This is a genomic window from Colwellia sp. 5_MG-2023 (assembly GCF_030547795.1).
Classification (GTDB): domain Bacteria; phylum Pseudomonadota; class Gammaproteobacteria; order Enterobacterales; family Alteromonadaceae; genus Colwellia.
In genome coordinates this window covers 1-23,463 of sequence record NZ_JAUOPW010000024.1, presented here as the reverse complement: position 1 = coordinate 23,463, position 23,463 = coordinate 1, and the positions used below count along the sequence as shown (strand labels likewise).

General features: G+C 36.2%; 16 protein-coding genes. 14 read left to right on the top strand and 2 right to left on the bottom strand.

Annotation, left to right across the window (positions count from 1 at the left end; translation table 11 throughout):
- Positions 1 to 155 precede the first annotated feature (155 nt).
- The 6 genes from Q4496_RS14270 to Q4496_RS14245 all read left to right on the top strand — a co-directional run bounded on the left by Q4496_RS14270 (position 156) and on the right by Q4496_RS14245 (position 10,811).
- On the top strand, positions 156 to 3,449 hold the full coding sequence (locus tag Q4496_RS14270; RefSeq protein ID WP_215972525.1) for a TonB-dependent receptor: 3,294 nt from the start codon (positions 156 to 158) through the stop codon (positions 3,447 to 3,449).
- Between the two features lie 94 nt (positions 3,450 to 3,543).
- Positions 3,544 to 5,808 (top strand): polysaccharide lyase 6 family protein, encoded by a 2,265-nt coding sequence (locus Q4496_RS14265; RefSeq protein ID WP_252727429.1) that lies wholly within the window; start codon positions 3,544 to 3,546, stop codon positions 5,806 to 5,808.
- Between the two features lie 72 nt (positions 5,809 to 5,880).
- Positions 5,881 to 8,073, top strand: coding sequence for a heparinase II/III family protein (locus Q4496_RS14260; protein WP_303603105.1), 2,193 nt, complete (start codon positions 5,881 to 5,883; stop codon positions 8,071 to 8,073).
- Positions 8,074 to 8,085: 12 nt separating this feature from the next.
- The gene (locus tag Q4496_RS14255; protein ID WP_159821326.1) at positions 8,086 to 8,481 is read left to right on the top strand and encodes a cupin domain-containing protein; all 396 of its coding nucleotides are present in this window, start codon (positions 8,086 to 8,088) and stop codon (positions 8,479 to 8,481) included.
- A gap of 2 nt (positions 8,482 to 8,483) precedes the next feature.
- Positions 8,484 to 9,782, top strand: coding sequence for an MFS transporter (locus Q4496_RS14250; RefSeq protein ID WP_303610698.1), 1,299 nt, complete (start codon positions 8,484 to 8,486; stop codon positions 9,780 to 9,782).
- An 84-nt stretch (positions 9,783 to 9,866) separates the two neighbouring features.
- Positions 9,867 to 10,811, top strand: a complete 945-nt coding sequence (locus Q4496_RS14245; RefSeq protein ID WP_303603097.1) for a sugar kinase — start codon at positions 9,867 to 9,869, stop codon at positions 10,809 to 10,811.
- Positions 10,812 to 10,933: 122 nt separating this feature from the next.
- Here Q4496_RS14245 and Q4496_RS14240 read toward each other — a convergent pair whose 3' ends face one another.
- Positions 10,934 to 11,551, bottom strand: a complete 618-nt coding sequence (locus Q4496_RS14240) for a hypothetical protein (RefSeq protein ID WP_215972521.1) — start codon at positions 11,549 to 11,551, stop codon at positions 10,934 to 10,936.
- 245 nt (positions 11,552 to 11,796) lie between these two features.
- Here Q4496_RS14240 and Q4496_RS14235 point away from each other — a divergent pair, with 245 nt between their 5' ends.
- The 7 genes from Q4496_RS14235 to Q4496_RS14205 all read left to right on the top strand — a co-directional run bounded on the left by Q4496_RS14235 (position 11,797) and on the right by Q4496_RS14205 (position 20,939).
- A complete protein-coding gene (locus tag Q4496_RS14235; RefSeq protein ID WP_303603098.1) occupies positions 11,797 to 12,618 on the top strand; it encodes a zinc-dependent peptidase in 822 nt (273 codons plus the stop codon).
- 182 nt (positions 12,619 to 12,800) lie between these two features.
- Complete coding sequence (locus Q4496_RS14230; protein ID WP_303610697.1) at positions 12,801 to 14,744, top strand: AsmA family protein; 1,944 nt, start codon at positions 12,801 to 12,803, stop codon at positions 14,742 to 14,744.
- Positions 14,745 to 14,845: 101 nt separating this feature from the next.
- A complete protein-coding gene (locus Q4496_RS14225) occupies positions 14,846 to 15,514 on the top strand; it encodes a DsbA family protein (RefSeq protein WP_303610696.1) in 669 nt (222 codons plus the stop codon).
- A 201-nt stretch (positions 15,515 to 15,715) separates the two neighbouring features.
- Complete coding sequence (locus Q4496_RS14220; RefSeq protein WP_215972517.1) at positions 15,716 to 17,320, top strand: ABC-F family ATPase; 1,605 nt, start codon at positions 15,716 to 15,718, stop codon at positions 17,318 to 17,320.
- 4 nt (positions 17,321 to 17,324) lie between these two features.
- A complete protein-coding gene (locus Q4496_RS14215; RefSeq protein ID WP_303603100.1) occupies positions 17,325 to 18,185 on the top strand; it encodes a PA4780 family RIO1-like protein kinase in 861 nt (286 codons plus the stop codon).
- 256 nt (positions 18,186 to 18,441) lie between these two features.
- Positions 18,442 to 19,566 (top strand): DUF3083 family protein, encoded by a 1,125-nt coding sequence (locus Q4496_RS14210; protein ID WP_215972515.1) that lies wholly within the window; start codon positions 18,442 to 18,444, stop codon positions 19,564 to 19,566.
- A 212-nt stretch (positions 19,567 to 19,778) separates the two neighbouring features.
- Entirely contained in the window at positions 19,779 to 20,939 is a 1,161-nt protein-coding gene (locus tag Q4496_RS14205; protein ID WP_303610695.1) for an AraC family transcriptional regulator, read from the top strand.
- 83 nt (positions 20,940 to 21,022) lie between these two features.
- Here the strand turns inward: Q4496_RS14205 and Q4496_RS14200 are convergent, their stop codons facing one another.
- On the bottom strand, positions 21,023 to 21,733 hold the full coding sequence (locus Q4496_RS14200) for a DUF642 domain-containing protein (RefSeq protein ID WP_303610694.1): 711 nt from the start codon (positions 21,731 to 21,733) through the stop codon (positions 21,023 to 21,025).
- A gap of 234 nt (positions 21,734 to 21,967) precedes the next feature.
- On the opposite strand from Q4496_RS14200, the gene Q4496_RS14195 reads away from it, so the two are divergent.
- Positions 21,968 to 22,714, top strand: a complete 747-nt coding sequence (locus tag Q4496_RS14195; protein ID WP_215972513.1) for an AsmA family protein — start codon at positions 21,968 to 21,970, stop codon at positions 22,712 to 22,714.
- The last annotated feature ends 749 nt before the right edge of the window (positions 22,715 to 23,463 follow it).

The window sequence follows — 23,463 nt, the reverse complement described above, 5'->3', positions numbered from 1 at the left end:
TGGTAAGTTAAGTTGGTAAAGTAAACTGGTTGACACAAAGGGTGTTAATTGGTTATATTTAAATTGATTGCAAACTAATATAATCAGAAAAAATAGTAGCAAAAACTTATAAAATAAAACACATGAAACAAATAAGCCATTAGGGGAGATTAAAGGTGGAATTAAATAAAATCAGCTCGGCTCTTAAAGCTAGTAATATAGTAAATAACAGAGGGAAAGCCGCATTACTTACATCTGCTTTTCTGACATTACTTAGTGCACCAGCTTTTTCTGAAGAAGCTCAAGCAATAGAACAAAATAAAGCTACTAGCGCAGCTGAAGCCACAAAAAAATCTGCTAACATTGAGGTGATTGAAGTCACAGGAATGCGTGGAACTATGACGCGTTCACTTAGTGAAAAAAAGCATAATTCGGCAATTGTAGATGCTATTGCTGCCGCAGATTTTGGTGATTTACCTGGTCTTTCTTTATCTGATGTAATTGAAAATGTATCAGGCGCTTCAGGTCACCGTTTAAAAGGTAGCCAAAATGAAATTTCAATTCGTGGCTTAGGCTCTTATTGGGGCTACTCAACCTTCAATGGTCGTACTATCACTAATGCTGGTGCTGGCCGTGCTGTTAATTTTAAAAAATTCCCGTCTAATTTAGTTGATAAAGTTACCATTTATAAATCGCAACAAGCGAATTTAGTTGAAGGTGGTACTTCAGGTACTATCGATGTTGGCTCTCTTCGTGCAGTCGATTACGGAAAAAGTAAAACCACGGTAGAAGCACAAGCTGATTACAATGACTATTATACTGCGGCTGATAATCAGTCAGCGTGGGGTAATAAGTTCACTATTTCAACAGTACATAGCTTTGAAACTGATTCTTTTGGAGCAATGGGTTTTAGTTTAGGTTATGTCGAAAGTAACTCTGCTAACCCAGAAGAAAACTATGGTACAAGCTCAACATTAGCTGCTTGTAGCTTTAGGGCTGCAGATGGTTCACCGCTTACCACTAATAATGGTGATAATGAGCGTTGTGGTGATCGTGACTTAAATAGCAGTAACAATAACTTGCCTGATAATGACTCTATGGTAAGTCCTGGTCGTTCAGCTGATTTGGTAACTTTAGGTCCAAATGCTGATCCTGAAAGATTTGGTGTTAATGGTGCAGATCACTTAGCTAAATTTGATCCAGATTCAATCTTTTTTATTCCAGATGATTCATATTGGCGTACAGGTACTGATAAAGATGAACGTCGTAATATCGTTGGTACTTTTCAGTGGGTTCCTAATGATAAATGGGATATTAACTTCGATTATGCATACTCGCATTTAGAGTATACTGAAGATCGTATGGAGTTAGCCCAGGAACGTGGCAAAAATTTAAATGTTGATACCTTAATTATTGGCGATAACGGCACTTTACTTTATGAAGAAGGCGAAGGTAAGTTAACGCTACAAGGTGAAAATCGTAATCAAGTGGATAAATACGATGGTTACGGTCTTAATATTGATTTCACACCAAATGACAACTTAGTTTTATCGTTTGATGCTTCTTATTCAAAATCTTATCGCTATCGTTTACGCCAACGTGCCAAGTTCCGTCATGAATCAACAACAGCTTATTCATTAGATTCAAGAGGCACTGTACCTAAATTATATCTTGGTGATAATGAGCAAATTGAAAATGCTAATTTCTTCTATAAAGCTGAAGGTGGTGAGTTAGTTCGTAATACCGATTATGCTGGTGCTGCATTTGACGTCAGTGATATGGCGAGCTTTGTTGGCTCTGATGGTGGTGCTTATTTAGAGTATGGCCGTGAAAATGATGAGCGTGAAGATGATATTTGGGCTGTGAAGTTCGATACTCAATATTCTTTTGATGATTACAAAGTTATTTCATCTATAGAAATGGGCGTTCGTTATTCAAGTGAGCATTTATATGATTATTCAGAAATAGCTACCGCGTTAGAAGTCGATACCGGAGAACGTCGTCCTATTGATGATAACTGGAATTCAGATGATCATGTAGATAGAGATGGCGCTAATAACGACTTTGATAGTTTATATCCTGAAGAGCATGCTGAAGCAACTGCTAGAGCACAAGCTTGTGGTGATAATGGTCATAGTCTTGAAGGTTTCTTTGGCTCTGAAGGTGGCGCTGCCGATGCAGGTAACTTCTTAACTTTTGATTCTCAATGTATAATCGGTGCGTATTTAGGGCAAGTAGGTTTTAATACCCCTGAAGGCAATAATCCTGATGTTGGCTTTTATGATATCGGTGAAAACCCGAATCAAATTGATGGTCAGTTAGTTGATGTTACAGAAAAAACCGCTGCTGTATACATGATGGCAAATTTAGACACTGAATTTGCAGGATTACCGGTAACTGGTAATGTAGGTGTACGTTATGTACGTACAGATACTGATTCTAAATCTTGGGGCGAAAAACCAATTCTAACGCAAACATTTAATGAAGATGGTGTTGAGCAATGGAGCTATTCTTTCGAAACGGCTCAGTTGTTTTTAGATGATTCATATGATGAGTGGTTACCAAGTTTAAACCTTACTTTTCATTTAAATGATGAGTGGTTACTAAGAACAGCAGCGTATCGTTCAATGTCACGTTTTGCTTTGAATGCTATGTCAGCAGGTCAAACAATTACTGATTGTAACTCTGCAGATACGAGTGAGAGTGCTCAATGTGGTGGTTATGACGAGCAAGTAGTTAGTGCGACAGCTCAAGGTAACATGATGAAACCATTTACCGCGAATAACTTTGATTTATCGTTAGAGTGGTACCCAAGTCTTGATATGGCTGTTACTTTAGCCGGTTACTGGAAGAACTTTACTGGTGGCACTAATTTAGTGATAGAAAACCGTGTACCAACAGTAACAACTGTAAGTGCTGATGGTACAACGAATGAAGTAGAATATTCACAGTCGATCCCTTATAGCGTAAACCAAGTCTCAGATGATGAATCGACAATTAAAGGCTTTGAATTAACCTTCCAAAAGCATTTCTCTGAATTACCAGGTGTTCTTAGTGGTATTGGTATAAAAGGTGCGTGGAACCATGCCATTTCTGACTTTAGAACGGAAGAGCCGGCAAACTGGGGAATTAGCCCAGATGCAAACATTATGGGGTTCTCTAAAAATGTTGCATCAGGCTCAATCTACTGGGAAGGTGATAACTTATCTATGCGTTTAATGTATAAATATCGTTCACGCTATTTCCAACCAAACAATTTACCTTTCCCTCACAAAAGTCACCGTTGGGTCGAGGATAGTGATTATTTAGATGCGGCTATTAAGTATAAAATTAGTAGCAATGTCTCAGTATCATTAAAAGCACTAAACTTGTTAGAAGAAGCACAAGTTATGACTCGTGGAACAGGAACAGTCTCTGATTATTCTTATTCTGGTCGTAAATTCTTCTTTGGCGTAAAAGCAAGCTTTTAAGCCTAATCTATAAATATATCTAGTAAAAATGGAGTTCTCTTTGCGTTAGGTAATTGAGAACTCTACATTTTAAGCTCTAGTTTTTGAGGTAGTTATGAACAAGTCTAAACATTTCCCACGTGTTATTTTTTCAACTTTAGTGATCTTAAGCACTGTTTTTTGTCAACAAATTATGGCGAAATCATGGGTTGTTAAATCGCAAGTTGAATATAAAAGTGCGCTTGATAAGTTATCACCAGGTGATGAAATAATTTTGTCTAATGGTACTTGGAATAATTTTGAAATTCTATTTGAAGGTGAAGGAACGAAAGAAGAACCGATCACGCTCAAAGCAGAAACCAAAGGTAAAGTTTTTCTTACTGGTCAATCTAATTTGAGATTAGCGGGAAAGCATTTAGTTGTTAAAGGTTTGGTGTTTAAAGATGGTTATACACCAAGCAACTCAGTTATCGCATTTAGAAGTACTAAAGATAACTTGGCCTACCATTCACGTGTAAGTGAAGTGGTTATTGACCACTATAACAATCCGGATAAAAGTGAATCAGATTATTGGGTAGCTTTGTACGGTAAGCACAATCGTTTTGATCATAGTCACCTTGAAGGAAAACAAAATAAAGGTGTAACAGTCGCTGTACGTCTTGATAGCGAAGAAAGCCAAGAAAACCATCATAAAATAGATCACAATTACTTTGGTCCTCGCCCTATCTTTGGCTCTAATGGTGGTGAAACATTACGTATCGGTACAAGCCATTATTCGTTATCCAATTCATTTACTGTCGTTGAAAATAACTATTTTGACCGCTGTGATGGTGAAGTAGAAATTATCTCAATTAAATCAGCACAAAACACGATTCGTAATAACGTGTTTTTTGAATCAAGAGGGACATTAACGCTACGTCATGGTGATGGTAACTTAATTGAAGAAAACGTGTTTTTTGGTAATGGTGTTGATCATACTGGCGGTATTCGTGTCATTAATAAAAATCAAATTGTTAGAAATAATTACCTTGAAGGCTTAACTGGTTATCGCTTTGGTAGTGGTTTTACGGTAATGAATGGTGTTCCTAACTCTAAGATTAATCGATACCATCAAGTGAATAATGCACTAGTAGAAAATAACAGTTTTATTAATGTTGATCATTTGCAATTAGCAGCAGGTAGTGATGCAGAAAGAACGGCAGTACCAATTAACTCTACAATGCAAAATAACTTAATTTTCAATGAGAATGGTCAACAACCTTTTACGTTATTTGATGATGTAAGTGGTATTGCTTTTAAAGGGAATATTGCTAATACCCTAGTGGATGAAAAAATTGCATCAGGCGTTAAACAAGAAAAAATCGCACTAGCACGTGCTGACAACGGTTTACTTTATCCTGTCAATAAAGCACTTGCGGCTAAAGGAGCTAAAAAGTCTCTAACACCAACGTTAAAGTCGGCAACAGGTCCTAGCTGGTATGCTAAAAATGAAGCATTAGTAGCTTTTGATTCAGGAAAAATCGTACAAGTTAAAGATGAAGCTGATGCTTTATTTAATGCCGTATTAGTTGCCAATGAAGGTGATGTACTTGTATTGGCCGATGGTCAGTATGATGTAAGAAAAATGATCGACGTAAATAAAACGTTAACGATTAAAGCAAAAAATAAAGGTAAAGTAACAATAACTTTCCAGCGCTCAACGTTATTTCAAATTTCTAATGGCGGTAGTTTAACACTCGATGGCTTAAATATTAGTGGCATGAATAGCCCTGATGCTGCAGGTAATACGTTAATTCGTACGCAGAAATGGGGTATGGTTGATAATTACCGTTTTGTTTTACGTAATAGTAATATTAGTGCACTTGATACTAACCATTCATTTCATTTCTTTGATTCAGGTAAAGGTGCTTTTGCAGACTATATTGAGTTAACCGATAATAACTTTACACAGGTTACTGGTGATATTCTTCGCTTAAATAAAGAAATTGAAGACCTAGGTATTTATAACACTGAGTATGCCATTTTAAAGAATAACACCTTTAAAAATGTCGATGGGGCTTTAGTTAACTTATATCGTGGCGGTACTGATGAAAGTACATTTGGTCCTCACCTAGAAATGACAAACAACAAGATAGAAAATAGTGGTAAAGGAAAACGTAATAAGTCTGCTGCAAGTCTTTATTTACATGGCGTACAAGTTGTAAATATCGACACTAATACTTTTAAAAACTCAGCACCTATTATTATTGAACATACTGTTGGCGAACCTAAAACGTTGATTAAAACCAATACGTTTAACAACACGACTTCACCTAGCGTACAAGAGTTACACGCTAAAGGCCCACATACTGCAGTGTTAGTTAATAACAAGCAATTATAATAAGAGAAACCTATGTCTATATTTTCTAAAGTATTAAATGTAAGACCAGTAGTGTCTGTGTCGAAGAGTTGGATGGTAGCATTGGTTGTGTTAGCAAGTGTTAGTGTTAACTCGTTAGCTATTGCAAAAACAAGTCCTAACTTAGTGATAACTACAGCTGATGTTGAAAAAATGCGTACAGCTATTACTCAAGAAGGGCAGTTTAAGCGCACTTTTACCGCTAAAAAATCTTCTGTGGATGAACAAATAAAGCAAGAGATAACGATACCGTTACCAAAAGATGGTGGTGGTGGTTATACCCACGAGCGTCATAAAACAAACTACAAGTTAATGTATGATGCTGGTGTGATGTATCAATTAACAGAAGATAAAAAATACGCTAATTATGTGCGTGATATGTTACTTGGTTATGCACAGCTATACCCTACGTTACCACCACATCCAAAAAGAAAAATAGGTAAACAAAACCCAGGTAAATTGTTTTGGCAAAGTTTAAATGAAGCTGTTTGGTTGGTTTATACCAGCCAAGCTTACGATTTGATTTTGGCTACGTTATCAACAGATGAAAAAGCAAAAATTGAAGCTGGACTATTTCGTCCTATCGTAAAGTTTCTTTCGGTAGATTCACCTGAAACATTTAACAAAGTACATAATCACGGTACATGGACTACAACGGCCGTGGGTATGACAGGTTATGTTTTAGACGAGCCAGAATGGGTTGAACAAGCGCTTTATGGTTTAGATAAATCAGGAACAGGTGGTTTTTTAAGGCAGTTAGATGAGTTGTTCTCACCACAAGGTTATTACAATGAAGGTCCTTATTATCAACGTTATGCCTTAATGCCGTTTGTTACTTTTGCGAAAGTAATACAAACCAATCAACCTGAACGTAAAATATTTGAATACCGAGACGGAATCGTATTAAAAGCAATTGATACAACGATACAGCTAAGTTATAACAAATTGTTTTTTCCTATTAATGACGCAATTAAAAGTAAAGGCATAGACACTATTGAGTTAGTGAATGGTGTTGCGGTTGCTTACGGTTTAACAGGTGATGCAAGTTTACTTGATATTGCTAAACAACAAGATCAAATTTTATTAACGGGTGACGGTTTGAAAGTTGCTCAAGCGCTTGATAATAAATTAGAAAAACCATATAAATTTAATTCAGTTGCCTTCGGTGATGGTAATGACGGTAATGATGGTGCGTTAGTTATTATGCGTCAAAATGTCGGTGGCGAACAAGCTGTTTTATTTAAGCCTGCTGCGCAAGGGTTAGGTCACGGTCATTTTGATAAGTTAACTTGGCAGTTTTACGATAGAGGTGAAGAGATTGTTTCAGACTATGGTGCAGCTCGTTTCTTAAACGTTGAAGCTAAATATGGTGGTCGTTACTTACCTGAAAACCTAACTTGGGCTAAACAAACTATTGCTCATAATACTGTTGTTGTTGATGAAAAATCACACTTCAATGGTGTGACAGAAGTGGGTAATGCTAATCACCCTGAACTAGTGTTCTTTGCTAAGAATGATAACGTAACTATTAGCTCAGCATTGATTGATAGTGCTTATGAAGGCGTCTCGTTAAAACGTACTATCGCTTTGATAAATATTCCGAGTGATAAAGCTCAAGATTTATCACTGGTTGTAGATATATTTGATGTAAACTCAAAGAATAAACATCAGTACGACCTACCTTTACATTACAAAGGTCATTTAATTAGTACTAACTTTGATCTAAATACTCAGTTAACCAGTTTGCCTGCATTAGGTAAAGAAAATGGCTATCAACACTTATGGTTAAAAGCTCAAGCACAACCTAAAGCTGGTCTAGCTCAAATTACTTGGTTAAATGATAATGGGCGATTCTATACAAATTCATCTATTATGGATGGTGATGCATCATTTATGTTTACTCAAATTGGTGCGAACGACCCATTCTTTAATTTACGTAATGAAAATGCGTTTATTAACCGTAAGGTTAAAGCGAACAACCATACTTTTGTTAATGTATTAGAGCCTCATGGAGAATATAACCCATCGAAAGAGTTCACTATAGGTGCGGTAAGTCAGCTTCAAAGATTATCACATAAAAAAGACAACAATATTGATGTTGTTGAAATTGGTTTTTCAGGTAACAGACATTACTTATTAGCGTTCAATTCAGCTAAAACAGTAAAGAAAGACCATAAAAATGCATTTACATATAACGGCAAAAAATATGAGTTTAATGGCCGTTTTGAATTATTAAAAATTAAATAGTAGGGGAAAAAAATGAGCAAAGGTGAAGTTTTTACATTTGGTAATGAAGCAGAAATTGAAGACATTGGCGGTGGACTAAAGCGTCAAATGTTAGGTTATAACCATGAATTAATGGCCGTTAAAATTTGGTTCGCTGAAGGCGCAATTGGTTACAACCATGCTCATAGACATTCACAAGTTACTTATATTGTTGAAGGTGAATTTCACTTTAATATTAATGGTGTAACTAAGATATTAAAAGCGGGTGATAGTTGTTTCATGGCACCTTACGATGATCACGGTGCAACGTCTCCTACAGGTGGTATTTTGATTGATACATTCAGTCCGCCACGTGAAGATTTTTTACCTGAAGGCACATTTGATAATTTAGATATTGAAAAAGCCAACAGCAAACCGGTAGGGAAATAGGTATGAAATTAAAAAACCTACGTTGGTGGGTAATTACTTTAATTGCCCTAGCCACAGTAATTAATTATATCGATCGCTCAGCACTTAGTGTGTTATGGCCTGATATTGTTGAGGAATTATTTCCTGATGAGTCGGCTTTAGAGCGTAAACAAATTTATGCAAACATCTCTATTGTTTTCATTTTATCTTACGCTTTTGGTCAAGCGATCTTTGGCAAAATATTTGACTGGGTAGGAACAAGATTAGGTTTTGTCTTGTCTATTGGTATTTGGTCTTTGGCAACAGCCGCGCATGCTATGGCACAAGGGGTACTTAGTTTTAGTATCTTCCGTGCAATATTAGGTGTCGCTGAAGCAGGAAACTGGCCAGGGGCAGCTAAAAGTAATGCTGATTGGTTTCCTACTAAAGAACGTGCCTTAGCGCAGGGAATTTTTAATTCAGGTGCCGCTATTGGTGGTATTATTGCTATTCCTTTAATTGCTTATTTAACCGTATTTTTTAGTTGGCAGATGGTTTTTGTTGTTATTGGTTTAGTCGGTCTATTGTGGCTTATTCCTTGGATAATATTAGTGAAAGCGCCACCAAAAAATCATCCTTGGATCACTGACGAAGAACGCGAGTATATTCTAACAGGTCAAAAAACTGTTGATTCTGAAGGTGTATGTGATGAAAACGAATACAACCCATCAACAGCTGAATTACTTTCTCGTAAAGAAAGCTGGGGCGTGATCATCGCTTCTGCAGCAATCGATCCTATTTGGTGGTTATTCGTTTTTTGGATTCCTATTTACTTGAATGAAGTTTATGGCATGGACGTTAAATCTATTGGTATCTATGGTTGGGTGCCGTACGTTGGTGCTATGTTTGGTGCTTGGTTTGGTGGTCTTCTTGCGCAAAATCGTATCAAGGCTGGCTGGACTACAGATAAGACACGTAAATTGACGATCACTTTAGGTTGTCTAATTATGTTACCAGCATTGTTAGCAATGGCTAATCCTGGTGGACCAACGATGGCTGTTATTATTATGGCTGTAATTTTATTTGGTTTCCAAACAACTATTGGTAATGTGCAAACACTGCCTAGTGACTTATTTGGTAAAAAAGCCGTTGGTACGCTTTCTGGTTTCTCTGGTATGGCAGCTAAGTTAGGCGCTTTAGGATTAACCGCTCTTGTACCTATTTTAACGGCTGATGGTAATTATACCCCAGCATTTGTTATTGGTGCATCGTTAGCGATTATTGCCATTGCTGCTGTTTGGATTCTTATCCCAAAAATTGAACCGCTTAAAAGCAATAAGTAATTGAGTTATTAAGTAATTAATTTATACTGATTCCAATAAGAGAATCAGTATAAATTTAGTTTAAATAAGAATAAGGCTTTATAAATGAAAAACATTTTTTTATTCGGTGAGTGTATGATTGAGCTGATGACAGCTTCGCAAGAAAAGTCATCAAGTACCATTAAACAGTCATTTGCCGGTGATGTTTTTAATACAGCAGTTTATTTAAAGCGTACTTTTAGTGATATAAAAGTAAACTTGGTAACCGCTGTTGGAAAAGATAATTTTAGCCAAAAAATGGTTCAATATTTTGAAGATGAGCAAATTGGAACGGATTTAGTTTTTCAATCAGAAACTAAAATACCAGGCTTATATTCAATTCAACTTGATGATAAAGGTGAACGCAGTTTTACCTATTGGCGCAATGATTCTGCGGCTCGCCAGGTTATGCAGCATATCGATGATCAAGCAATAAGCCAGTTATCAGAAGGGGATATGTTCTTCTTTTCAGGTATTTCTTTAGCGGTTGTTGAACCTGAAGCACGTGCTGATTTTTGGTCTATGATAGAAAAATTAAAATCTGCCGATGTTAAGATTGTTTTTGATCCAAATTATCGAGCTAGAATGTGGGATACACCTGCACAAGCGAAAGAGCAATTTGAATTAGCTTTTAGTGCAGCAGATGTTTTATTGCCAGGAGTTGACGATTTTGAGCAACTTTATGGTATGACAACATCGCAAGAGGTTTATGATTTTTGTAAACCGTATCAGTTTGATGAGTTAATCATCAAAAATGGTGAAATGGGGATTATTTGTTATTTAGGCGATCTTGCTTATGAGTTCTTTATCACCCCTGTTGATAACGTAGTTGATACAACGTCTGCTGGTGATTCATTTAATGGTGTTTACCTTGGCGCAAGAGCTAATGGTTTAAGCCTTAGTGAAGCGATAGAGCTTGCTTCTAAGTCGGCTGCATTTGTGATTCAGCATCATGGTGCTATTGTTGAGCCTAATGCTTATCAAGCGTTCATTACAGATTTGCTTAACTAACTCAGGCGATAATTAATCAAACCGGCAATCAATTATTTTTAACTTGTTATAAATAATTGATTGCCGTGAAGAAACGGGGCTAAAATAATTTTATTTTAGCCCCGTTTTTTTTATAACTATCATTAATCTTTATAGCCCCAAGGTGCAGCAGGCGGAGTGACCGGTTTAGTTAAATCAAAATCGACTCTAAACTCTCTGCCATCCCTGATCAATCTATACGTAAACTGGCTTGGATAAATAAACATTTGCCATGTATTACCTACTGATTGAGGAATACCTTGCTTTACAAAAAGCTCTTTAGAGTATTGGTCAGCAGGGAATGATTGCACTTCAGCCCAACCAGCGTCTATTGTATGACCACCATACATGGTTGAAACATCATTAGTGCCATCTTTGTGACGATGATCGTGCTTTAACGATAAACCCGAACCTGTTTTCGTGATAATCCAAGTTCTTGAAGCGTCGTCGCCAACATGAAATGGTATTTGAAGCTGAGAATCAGTACATTTTCGTACATGCATAATGAGTTTTTTATTGGCAAAACTATCGCTGTTTGAGTTATCTTCAGTCACTTTTCCTTCAAACGCTTGTCCACAATATTGGCTAATATTAGTGAAATAGTCATCATGAGACTTGATTGAAACAAGCGGTGCTTCTGTTACATTGGCAAGAGCGCTTTGCTGTACTAAAACTAGTGTAAACGTCGCTTTTAGTAATGATTTTCCTAATTTTATAAACATAATTTATTCCTTTTAATTCATACAAGTGAGCTACTATAAAGAATCGATTCTATAACAACAAGTGCTTTTGAATGGGGGATTTTGCTCACTGAATGACTGTCGACTTATTAGTCCTTATTATTGTTGCACTTCAAACTTGAAACTTAGGGGCAGCTTTATTATTAAACTTAATTAATGACTGGTCTGCTTGATATTTAGCTCTTTTGTACCAATCTCATAATAAAACCAATCATTGACTTTTTATTATGTTGTCTTATTTATTACCAATCTTTATTGGTGTCTTGCTTATAGGTTACTCAGTTGGTAAACCTTATTGGCGCAATTATCAACGTAGTAGAATAGCTAGCATGCCATTTAAAAAAGAGTGGCGAAAAATCATCCAGAAAAGAATGCCTTATTTCAGACAGATGCCTGCTGACTTGCAGTTACAACTTAAGCAACATATTCAGGTGTTTTTAGCTGAAAAAAACTTTATTGGCTGTAATGGCGTTCAAATAACAGATGAGATCAGAGTAACGGTTGCAGCTCAAGCTTGTTTGTTGTTACTTAATAGAAAAACTAATTTTTATCCTAAACTACAAACAATACTTGTTTACCCTCGTGCTTTTGTTAAAAATCAACAAAGTAAAGATGCGAGTGGCGTACAATTTACGCAAAAAACAGTGTTAGCGGGTGAGTCATGGGACTACGGTAAAGTTGTTCTATCTTGGCAAGATACTCTTGATGGTGCCAAAGTACCTGATGATGGTCATAACGTTGTGATTCATGAATTTGCACATCAATTAGATCAAGAAAATGGCCGTGCGAATGGTGCTCCTATTCTAGAAAAAGGTCAAAATTACCAGTGTTGGTCTGATGTTTTTTCGGCACAATTTGAGCAATTGAAAAGCAATGTAGCCACTGGTACGCCTTCACTTTTTGATTATTATGGCGCAACAAATCCCGCAGAATTTTTTGCTGTGGCCAGTGAAGTGTTTTTTGAAAAAGCGCAACAGTTCCATGCTGAGCATCCAAAACTATACCAACAATTAAAGCAGTATTATCAAGTAGATCCTATCCACTGGTAATCGTTTTTACAATACATTGTTAAGAAGCTTACTAGATTCAGAAGATAACTATTTAATAATTAATGCTTAAATTAATCGTAATACTTTATTTCATTTTAATCGCTGACTTCCATACACATGTTTACTATAGTAGTAGCAATTTGATTAAATTTATTTCTAACTCAGCGAGAATTATATAAATTATGCGAATATTTATAAAAATAATAACCATCATTATAGCTATTATGGTTTTATTAGTTGTAGCTGCGACACAACTAATATCGACAGAAGATATTGTTAAACAAGTGAGTATAAAAGTAGAAGAATCAACGGGTCGTACTTTGTCAGTAGATGGAGAAAAATCATTAAGTTTCTTCCCGTCATTATCTTTGGTGCTTAATGATGTACGTTTTGCTAATGCTCCTGAGGGATCAAGGCCTGATATGGCAACACTTGACCAGTTAAATATTCATATACCTTGGCTATCAATATTCTCTGGGGAACTAAATGTAGATAAGTTTGTTATTGTTAATCCTAATATTTTGTTAGAAACATCAGCGAAAGGAAAAGCTAATTGGCAATTTGATATTGCTGATAATAATGCGAGTGAACCAAGTGTAAGCAAAGAGCAGACTACAGACGTTGCATTGCCTGACAATTTTGATATTAGCCTTGGGCAAGTTGAAGTTCAAGGTGGTAAGCTCACTATGGTAGATCATCAAAACAATACAACACAAACAATTGATCAGCTAGATCTGGCGGTATTATTACCTTCTTTAAGACAACCGCTTAATTTATCAGGTAGTGTTCGCTATATGGATAAAGTATTTGAACTTGAATCAAGTATAACCACACCTGCTAAAGCGATTAATAACCAACCATTTACCATTAAACTGGCGTTATTATCTGAGCTTGCCAATGTGAACTATGAAGGTGAAATAAAAGCACAAGGTCAGGATATTAGCGGAAAACTATCAATTGCAGGTGATTCAGTTAAAGCCTTATTACAGTGGCAAGGTATGCCATTGGCAGCTAAAGAAGAGGCATTTAATCAATTCTCTTTAGCGACCAGTATGCATTTTGCTAGTAATAAGCTCACGCTAAATGATATCGCGGTTGAGCTTGATAAATTAGCTTTTACCGGATTGGTTGATATAACATTATCTGAGCCCTTAACAGTTAATGGGGCTATTGATTTAGGTATATTAGACCTTAACCCATACTTGCCTGAAAGCGCCTTAGCTGAACAAGCGACGACTACTAATGATACAGCCGAAGTTAAGAGTGAACCCTTAGTGTGGGATGACAGTGAGATTGACTTATCTGCCTTAGGTTTAATTAATAGCGATATAACGATTCAATCGCGTCAACTTTTTGTACAAGATATCAAGTTAGGTGAGAATAAGTTATCGGTTAAAACACATAACGCAAAAGCGACCATTAACCTAATAGACTTTCAAGGATATCAAGGACAAGGCTCAGGTGTGATAGAAGTTTTAGCGAATAAAAAACCTTATCAAATCTCCACTAAATTCGAATTAGCAAATATCAATGCAGAGCCATTACTTACCGATGCAATTGGTTTTGATAAGTTATTAGGTAAAGGGCAATTAGCTTGGAATTTATCTACTAAAGGCGTTAGCCAGCGAGATTTTATTAACCAGCTTAATGGTGAACTTAATTTTAGTTTTATTGACGGTGCGGTGAAAGGTGTTAACTTAGCCGCGATTGCTAAAAGTGCGACAAATATTATGTCAGGTAACTTAGCCGCGGTCAGTTTAGATAGCGATTTTAGTAATGCAGAAAAAACTGATTTTGCGGCGTTACAAGGAGATTTTATATTAACTGACGGGATAGCTAAGACCGAGAGTTTATCCTTAAACAATCCTTTTATTCGCGTGTCAGGTACGGGTGATATTGATTTACCAAACACCAAAGTTAGCATGCAAGTTATTACTGAAATGGTGGCCTCTGTTCAAGGACAAGCGGCACAAGACTCAAGTTCAGGTATTAAAATCCCGATTAAAATTTCTGGCCCATTTCATGATGTGAAAGTACGCCCTGATATTAGTTCAGAAGCAAAAGAGAAGGTAAAAGACAAAGTTAAAGATAAAGTTAAAGATAAACTAAACAAGTTATTTGGTTAATTATCTATTTTCACTTACAGCACTAACCCTAGTTATAACGCTTTTGCTGTAAGTGAATAATCACACAATCAATTTGGTATTAAGCTGTTATGAGCACAACAATGAACACTATCTTATATTATATTCACGATCCAATGTGTAGTTGGTGTTGGGGATATCGTCCAGTTTGGAACGCTTTGAAGCTTAATTTACCTGAATCCATTCAAGTAGAATATGTTGTTGGCGGCTTAGCGCCAGACTCTAACACGCCAATGCCTGCTGAGCAGCAAAAGATGATTGAAGCGCATTGGCACACCATTGAAAAAAAATTGGGCACTGAGTTTAATTTTGATTTTTGGCGAAATAATACGCCGCGTCGCTCTACATATAATGCTTGTCGAGCGGTTATTGCTGCGCATAATCAAGGCTATCAATTGCAAATGATTGAAGCGATCCAAAAAGGGTATTATTTACGAGCTTTAAACCCTTCAGATAGTGATATTTTAATAGATTTAGCAAGGGAGTTATCTTTACAAGAGTTACCCACAAAAGGAGGCACTAGAGACGGTAAATCGTCAATAATTTCCTTTGATTTATCGCGTTTTACGCGAGATTTCCAATCAGAACAAACTCAGCAAACTTTACTCAATCAAATTCAGTTTGCGAGAACATTAACCAATCAAGGTTTTCCTTCGCTTGTACTTGAATATGGTGGTGCGCGATATCAGGTTCCTATTAATTATCAAGACTATCACGCCACTTTAGCAACGATTAATAACGTGCTTGCTTAATAGGGGATTCGCCTTTGATTTAACAATAAAAATGAAAATAAAGTCATTTTTGAGTGCAAAGGCGAAAAAACAACCAATTAAATTCAATATAGTGTATAGACTGCAAGGATATTGCTGTATAATACGCGACCTTATTATTTGGACTCTGCTTGTTATTTTAATCGGCATTCTATCTCTGTTGGCACTACCTAGGAACTTCTTTTGATCACTACATCTAACATTACAATGCAATTTGGCGCAGAGCCTTTATTTGAAAACATATCGGCTAAATTTGGCAATGGTAACCGCTACGGTTTAATTGGTGCAAATGGCTGCGGAAAATCTACTTTTATGAAAATATTAAGTGGTGAGTTAACGCCAAGCTCTGGTAATGTGTCTGTGAGCACTGGCCACAAAGTAAGCACTTTGGGACAAGATCAGTTTGCTTTTGAAGAAAACAACGTAATTGATACTGTAATCATGGGTGACGCTCCTTTATGGAAAGTAAAACAAGAAAGAGATGCTATTTACGCACAAGCTGAAATGAGCGAAGCAGACGGTATGCGCGCTGGCGAATTAGAGAGTGAATTTGCCGAAATGGATGGTTACACTGCTGAAAGTCGTGCGGGTGAAATTTTATTAGAAGCTGGAATTGAAGAGTCTTTCCATTTTGGCTCGATGCAACAAGTTGCGCCAGGTTGGAAGTTACGTGTATTACTTGCTCAAGCATTGTTCGCAAACCCTGATATTTTGTTACTTGATGAGCCAACCAACAACTTGGATATTCATACCATTAGCTGGTTAGAAGGTGAATTAAACAAACGTAAATGTACTATGATTATTATTTCACATGATCGTCACTTTCTTAATTCAGTATGCACGCACATGGCTGATATTGATTATGGTGAATTACGTATTTATCCAGGTAATTATGAATTCTTCTTAGAGCAGTCTAGCTTATTACGTGAACAGTTATTATCAGGTAATGATAAAAAAGCAGCTGAAATAGCTGAATTACAAGACTTTGTTAACCGTTTTGGTGCTAACGCGTCAAAAGCGAAGCAAGCAAGTTCTCGTGCTAAGAAGATGGATAAAATAAAGTTAGATGATGTTAAGTCATCAAGTCGTATAACGCCTAAAATAGCTTTTGCTCCAGGTAAAAAAATGCACCGTCAAGCGTTAGAACTTGAAGAGTTAGCTCATGGTTTTGAAGGTGAAAATTTATTTAGTAACGGTAATTTATTATTAGAAGCCGGTGCTAAATTAGCTATTATTGGTGAAAACGGCGTAGGAAAAACTACGTTATTGCGCTGTTTAATGGGTGAATTAGCGCAAAAAGAAGGCGTTGTTAAATGGTCTGAAAATGCTTCTGTAGGTTATTGCCCGCAAGATAGTAGCTCATTTTTTGATAATGACTTAACATTAATGGATTGGATGTCGCAGTGGCGTAGGCCTTGTCATAACGATTTAAGTGTACGTGGTATGTTAGGTCGCATGTTATTTACTGATGATGACGCAAATAAAAAAGCACGTAACTGTTCTGGTGGTGAAAAAAATCGTTTGTTATTTGGTAAATTGATGATGGCTGATATTAATGTACTGATTATGGATGAGCCTACTAACCATATGGACATTGAAGCGATTGATGCATTAAATAATGCGTTAAAAGATTTTGAAGGTACGTTAATTTTTGTTAGCCATGACCGTGAATTTGTTTCAAGTTTGGCAACACGTATTATCGATATTAAAGATAAAAAATTAGTTAGTTTTGAAGGTTCTTTAGACGAGTATCTTGCTAACCAGTTAAATAATCAAAAGGTTGCTTAAGGTTTTGAAAACTCCCAAGCGTATTCAGCCACTTGTTGATGATGGCTTAGTAGACGAAGTTATTAGTCAGTTAATGAGTGGTAAAGAAGCGACTGTTTTCATGGTGCGTTGTGGCGATGAAATTCGCTGTGCTAAAGTTTATAAAGAAGCTAATAAACGTAGTTTTAAAAAAGCAGCTCAATACCAAGAAGGCAGGAAAAGTCGGAACAGTAGACGTGCTAGAGCTATGGAAAAAGGCTCTAAGTACGGTCGTAACCAACAAGAAGAAGCATGGCAAAATGCTGAAGTTGATGCACTCTACACATTGGCAGAAGCTGGTGTTAGGGTGCCACACCCTTTCGGTTGTTTTGATGGGGTTTTGTTGATGGAGCTTATCACTGATGAAGCGGGTGATGTAGCACCACGATTAAATGATGTGGTTATGTCAAAAGAGCAAGCGATAGAAGACCATCAATTAGTGATGATTTATGTTTTACGCATGTTATGTGCTGGTATTGTTCATGGTGATTTATCAGAGTTTAATGTCTTAGTTGATGAATATGGTCCGGTGATTATTGATTTACCACAAGCGGTAGATGCGTCGGCAAATAATAATGCTAAAGCAATGTTAATACGTGATGTAGAAAACATGACTAATTATTATGGTCAATTTGCTCCTGAGTTATTATTAAGCAAATACGCACAAGAAATGTGGGCTTTATACGAAAGCGGTGAATTAACATTTGAGACTCAGCTAACGGGACTCTTTCAAGAAAGTGAAGTGTCTGCTGATGTCGATAACGTAATTGAAGAAATAAAAGCGGCGTTTCTTGAAGAGCAAGATCGTATACAACGGATAGCTGAAGCAAATGAAGTTGATGAGTAATTTGTAGTAATCATTAGTATAAAGCAATCAATAGAACATCAGACTGAACATATCAAGACGTATTATCAATGATACGTCTTACTATACCTGCCGATATTATTTATATTTTTGGAGTAATTTAACAACAAAAGTAACATTAGTATTATTTTTTATTGTATGATAATGACAGAAAAATAAACAAGTAAAGGAAGGAAAGCACAAGAAAACGTTAGATTTTTGATGTGCTTTACTATTATTAGTGTGTTGGGGAGGAAAAATGAGAAGAGCTTCATCTATTTTAAAAAAACATCGTGCCGGCGAGCGCGTTTATTTACCAAATGATTCACGTGATAATCAATATATCTTAGCTGAAATACCGCTGACAGATAGCTTAATTGAGAAAATTAGCGGCACAATTGATGAAACGTTAGCGAAACCCTATCAACGTTTTTACCAAACGTTATCTCATAAAATTTTTGGTGTTGTTGAAAAATATGATTTATCACATGTTAACTTTGTCGCAAACAATCGCTTAGTACGCGTAAGATATAGTGGTGAGCAGAGAGTATTACATACCGAGCAGCAATCATATTTCTTTTATTGTCCGCAGCATAACAGCACTTTTAAAGGTTATTACGACGGTGCAGTGCGAGTAAGAAAGATAAAAGTATTATTTTTAGCAACAGGTGAAGAACTAAGAAGTAATGCAGGTAAATTTCATAATACTGTTTATCAGGCGGTGAAAGAAATTTCTACTACCCTTGGCTTACCCGAAAATGAAATTAAATTACGCGATCATCAGCATTTAACCTTTGACGTGTTTGCAAAAGAAAAAGGCGCTAGTAATACCCTTAGCCATACCTTCAGAGAAATAGCAGAACGCTATGAAAGTCAAAATCAAAATATTGATAGCAACCATACCTCCATTACTTATGCGATTGCCAGTATACCTATGGCACGTCGTTTATTGAAAGGAACAGATATTGATTATTTGTCTGACTCGCCTTTCACTGAGCTTTATCAAAAAATTGAACAAGCTTTTAAAAACTCATGTAATAGCAACAAAATTAATCAAGCGGCACTCATTGCTAACGGTGTTTCTCCTTTTGTACGTTACGATGAAAGTGAAGTCGCAGAAATTAGAGGTGAGTTAATTTCTATTGGTATTAACCCCAATAATTCAGAAACTCGTTTCTGTATACACTGGGACGCAGATAAATTAGTTGATACCTTGCGTATTGTTTTCATTGCCGATAAAAGTGATGAAACGCATAATAACTATGGTAAGTTTGTGAACCAAACAATTAGCGCAGTGAAAGCTTTTGCTGATGAAGTTAATTGGAAAAAAGAAAGCGACGATATTATGATACGTATACATCAGCATCTTATGTTGCAAGTGTAATCATCATTAAACTATAACTGCCATAATTTATTAATTGCTATAACTTATTAATTACTAGAATTGATTAATAACTAGACTTAATTAATCTATGTGCATTACTAGTATCATTTAACCCAGTGTTTTATTTAAACACTGGGTTTTTGCTTTTTATGACTATCCAACGTAGAGTGTATTACACACCATTTATCGTTAAATTATAGATGCCGTACGAGATGAATGAATTAGAACACTCGCTCCCCTTAACAGAAGCTGTTAATACTTTATTAGATGAGAGTGAAGTACCAGCCTCGCTAACATTAGAACAATGTTCTTCATTACTGGCAATGAGTATGACTTCTTTTCGCCGTAAACTTGCCCAAGAAGAGACGAGCTATAAACTTATCCAGAGTAAGTTTTTGAATGAACTTTGCGTAAGCACTTTGTTAACGAAAAAAATTAAGATTGATGATTTAGCTATTAAGTTGGGTTATTCCGAACGAGCTACTTTTGAGCGTGCTTTTCGGCAAAAATTTGGCGTAACGCCATCGCAATTTCGAGTAGTATCGTTAGTTGATAATGACTGTAGTTGTCATAAAAAACTGATAGAGATTGCGGAAGATATCCCTCCAATGTCAAGTAGTTGTAAGGAGTTGATGGATGCAAAAGAAAGTGATGAGCTGGACGTTCAAAAAACGGTAGAAATTGTTAGTAAAGATGCTATTTTTTCTGCTCGTATTATGGGCCTTGCCAGTAAAGCGATATACGGAAAAACACCTAATAACCTTTCTGAAGCTATTAGTCGAAATTTAGGTATTAATACCGTTATTAATGTTGCCATTATTTATGCGGTGAAGGACGCGTTACAAGATAATGTAGATCCTATTATTATTGAGCAATACAGCGAAATATTTTTAATTGCGCCTAAGTTTTTTCAACTTATTCGTAAGTCGTTAAGCTCAGCAGTTGAATTTGATATCCCTTTAACAGAGCAAGTATTAACGTTTGCCCTGCTAGGCGTATTTTTACTTGCGCATAAAAGTGCCTATAAACATGAATTGATGCTGTATTCCTTGCGTGGTATTTCTGATCTACAGTCGCTTAACTGTCATCTTAGGGAGTTAATGCAGATTAGTATTTACTCGTCATCATCATTAATGTTGTCAATGTGGCATATTGATGTCAGTTTAGTTAAACAACTAAACCATATAGAAAAAATTAGTCAGGTAAATGGAAAGCGAAGTGAGCAAGATGAATTGGTATTATTTATGTTGTCGTGTTTGTATTTTTCTGCAACTGGCCATGAAGACTTTAGTGAGCTGTCAGACAAGGCGGAACTATTAAATATTAAAGGTTTTGCTGATATTAAAGAACAAGTATTTGATTGTTCTTTATAGTGTGTTTATTTAAGATTATGAGCTTCCTCAGTCAATAGACAGAAGGGGGTGCTATTCACTGAGAAAGTCATAAAATTCGCGTTTTAACTTGCTTTTTGTTTACGTACTACTAAGAAAGCAAGTGCTGTTAAAAAAAGAGCGATCATAGATGGCTCAGGCACAGCTGTTGATTGTTTTAAAGATACATTGTCGATTAAACCACCTAATGTATTTTGTATACCAGAAGAGCCAAAACTTAAATTCATTGACTCAGCTTCTGCTGTAAACAATATAGATTGTAGGGCCCAATCAGGTGTTAAATTTATTGTACTGTCGACCACTAAAGCAGCATCCGTATTTATACTAAAGTCTTTAGCGGCGTCATACCAAAACACATTAATACCATTGTCATTAAGAATATTGGTTCTAGGCTTGTAATAAAATTCTAATAGATAATTTTGACCTACTGTTAATGCATTGATGGTTTGGGTCATAACTGAATTAGAGGTACCTGCATGTGAATCTAGCTCTACGTGATTTGAACCATCTTGTGATTGGCTAATGATACCTTTTTGTAACTCTATGCCACTGCCACCGGAAGTGGTCCATCCTGGTAAACTAGAAAAGACATCCCATATGCCATTAGCGCTATCGTATGTATGTAAATCGGTATTGAAAATAGTGCCCGACACGACAGAGTTATCATCATAAGTTGTTTGCTCAAAACTACCATTAGTAATTAATGACGCATTTGCAAGTGAAGTTAAACAAGTAAAAGAAAGTGTTAATACTATTTTATTTATAAATTTAGACATAGCGTTATTATCTCGTTGGCGTTGATTGATGTAGTTAGTATAGAGAAGTATAAATATTGAAAATATGGCTTAACTGTCCAATTGTTTAAAATATGATAATTAAGCTGCTTGCTCTACTTTAGCTATGACTTATACTGAATTTAATTAATCTTGGTTAGACAGAGATTGATTGAATGTTCTTTATCTCATAAGTTATCATTTGTTTAATTATTATTATGTAAGAGTGTTTAAGTTATGAAAAAATTGATTTTATTGGTAGGTGTTTTGGTGTTAATTGCGGGTGGCGCTTTTATCTTTTTAAGCGGTGATGCGATTAATGCGTTAATTAAAACAAAAATTGAGCAGGTAGGCTCAGACGTGACGGAACAATCAGTAACCGTTAATCGAGTTGACATGAAGTTATTAAAAGGGGCTGGTACCATTAATGGCTTAGTGTTAGCTAATCCGTCAAGTTATAGTGCTCCCTCAGTTTTTTCTTTAAATGAGATAACCTTAGACATTAACCTGAAAAGTTTAGGGACAGATCTTATTGTTATTGATCAAATTATTATTGATAAGCCTGAAGCCGTTGTAGAGTTTACCGAAAATGGTAATGCTAATATTAAAGATTTATTAGCGGCTATTAAGAAAAATACTGCAAGTGATAATACTGCAGTAGAGTCAGAATCAGAGCAAGCTGAACCAATAATTCGAGTAAATAAATTTGTCTTAGCGGGAGTTTCTTTAACGGTTGATTTGACAAAACTTGGTAATAAATCACACCAAGCAATATTAGCTGATATTCAGTTAAGTAATATTGGCGGTGAATCTGGTATGCCAGCCAGTCAGTTAGGTGCTGAATTGGTAAAACAAGCGTTATCATCTATTTGGCAGCAAGCTAAGGCAGAGCAAGCGGATATATTAAAAGAAGAAGCTAAAGATAAAATAAAAGAGAAAGCTAAAGAAAAGCTTGGCGGACTTCTTGATAAGCTTAATGGTTAAACTAGTCATTTATCCCTGGCTTATTATTTTATAAAGACAATGATTTTTTAAATAATGGGGATATAATACCGATGTTATTGGCGTGTATTGTGTTCAGGCGACTGAAGTCGCCCCTACTACAAAACACCCAATGCAAGAATTGATCATCATCATCGTAGGGTCGAATTTATTCGCCCCATACAAAAACACCTTACGCAAGAATTGATTACCATCACCGTAGGGGCGAATTTATTCGCCTAATAATGAGATATAACATAATACCTATGTTATTGGCGTGTATTGTGTTCAGGCGACTGAAGTCGCCCCTACAAAAACGTCCTACGAAATAATTGATTATCACCACCGTAGGGGCGAATTTATTCGCCCCATACAAAAATACCTTACGCAAGAATTGATTACCATCACCGTAGGGGCGAATTTATTCGCCAAATAATGTGATATAACATAATAACTATGTTATTGAGGTGTATTGTGAACAGGCGACTGAAGTCGCCCCTACTACAAAACACCCAATGCAAGAATCGGTTACCATCATCGTAGGGGCGAATTTATTCGCCAAATAATGTAGGTATAACATAATAACTATGTTATTGAGGTGTATTGTGAACAGGCGACTGAAGTCGCCCCTACAAAAACGTCCTACGAAATAATTGATTATCATCATCGTAGGGTCGAATTTATTCGCCAAATACAGAAAACGTCCTACGCAAGAATTGATTACCATCACCGTAGGGGCGAATTTATTCGCC

Coding starts and splice junctions, on each gene's coding strand:
- Q4496_RS14265 (WP_252727429.1), top strand. CDS start 3,544: ATGAACAAGTCTAAACATTTCCCACGTGTTATTTTTTCAACTTTAGTG.
- Q4496_RS14260 (WP_303603105.1), top strand. CDS start 5,881: ATGGTAGCATTGGTTGTGTTAGCAAGTGTTAGTGTTAACTCGTTAGCT.
- Q4496_RS14255 (WP_159821326.1), top strand. CDS start 8,086: ATGAGCAAAGGTGAAGTTTTTACATTTGGTAATGAAGCAGAAATTGAA.
- Q4496_RS14250 (WP_303610698.1), top strand. CDS start 8,484: ATGAAATTAAAAAACCTACGTTGGTGGGTAATTACTTTAATTGCCCTA.
- Q4496_RS14245 (WP_303603097.1), top strand. CDS start 9,867: ATGAAAAACATTTTTTTATTCGGTGAGTGTATGATTGAGCTGATGACA.
- Q4496_RS14240 (WP_215972521.1), bottom strand. CDS start 11,551: ATGTTTATAAAATTAGGAAAATCATTACTAAAAGCGACGTTTACACTA.
- Q4496_RS14235 (WP_303603098.1), top strand. CDS start 11,797: ATGTTGTCTTATTTATTACCAATCTTTATTGGTGTCTTGCTTATAGGT.
- Q4496_RS14230 (WP_303610697.1), top strand. CDS start 12,801: ATGCGAATATTTATAAAAATAATAACCATCATTATAGCTATTATGGTT.
- Q4496_RS14225 (WP_303610696.1), top strand. CDS start 14,846: ATGAACACTATCTTATATTATATTCACGATCCAATGTGTAGTTGGTGT.
- Q4496_RS14210 (WP_215972515.1), top strand. CDS start 18,442: ATGAGAAGAGCTTCATCTATTTTAAAAAAACATCGTGCCGGCGAGCGC.
- Q4496_RS14205 (WP_303610695.1), top strand. CDS start 19,779: ATGAATGAATTAGAACACTCGCTCCCCTTAACAGAAGCTGTTAATACT.
- Q4496_RS14200 (WP_303610694.1), bottom strand. CDS start 21,733: ATGTCTAAATTTATAAATAAAATAGTATTAACACTTTCTTTTACTTGT.
- Q4496_RS14195 (WP_215972513.1), top strand. CDS start 21,968: ATGAAAAAATTGATTTTATTGGTAGGTGTTTTGGTGTTAATTGCGGGT.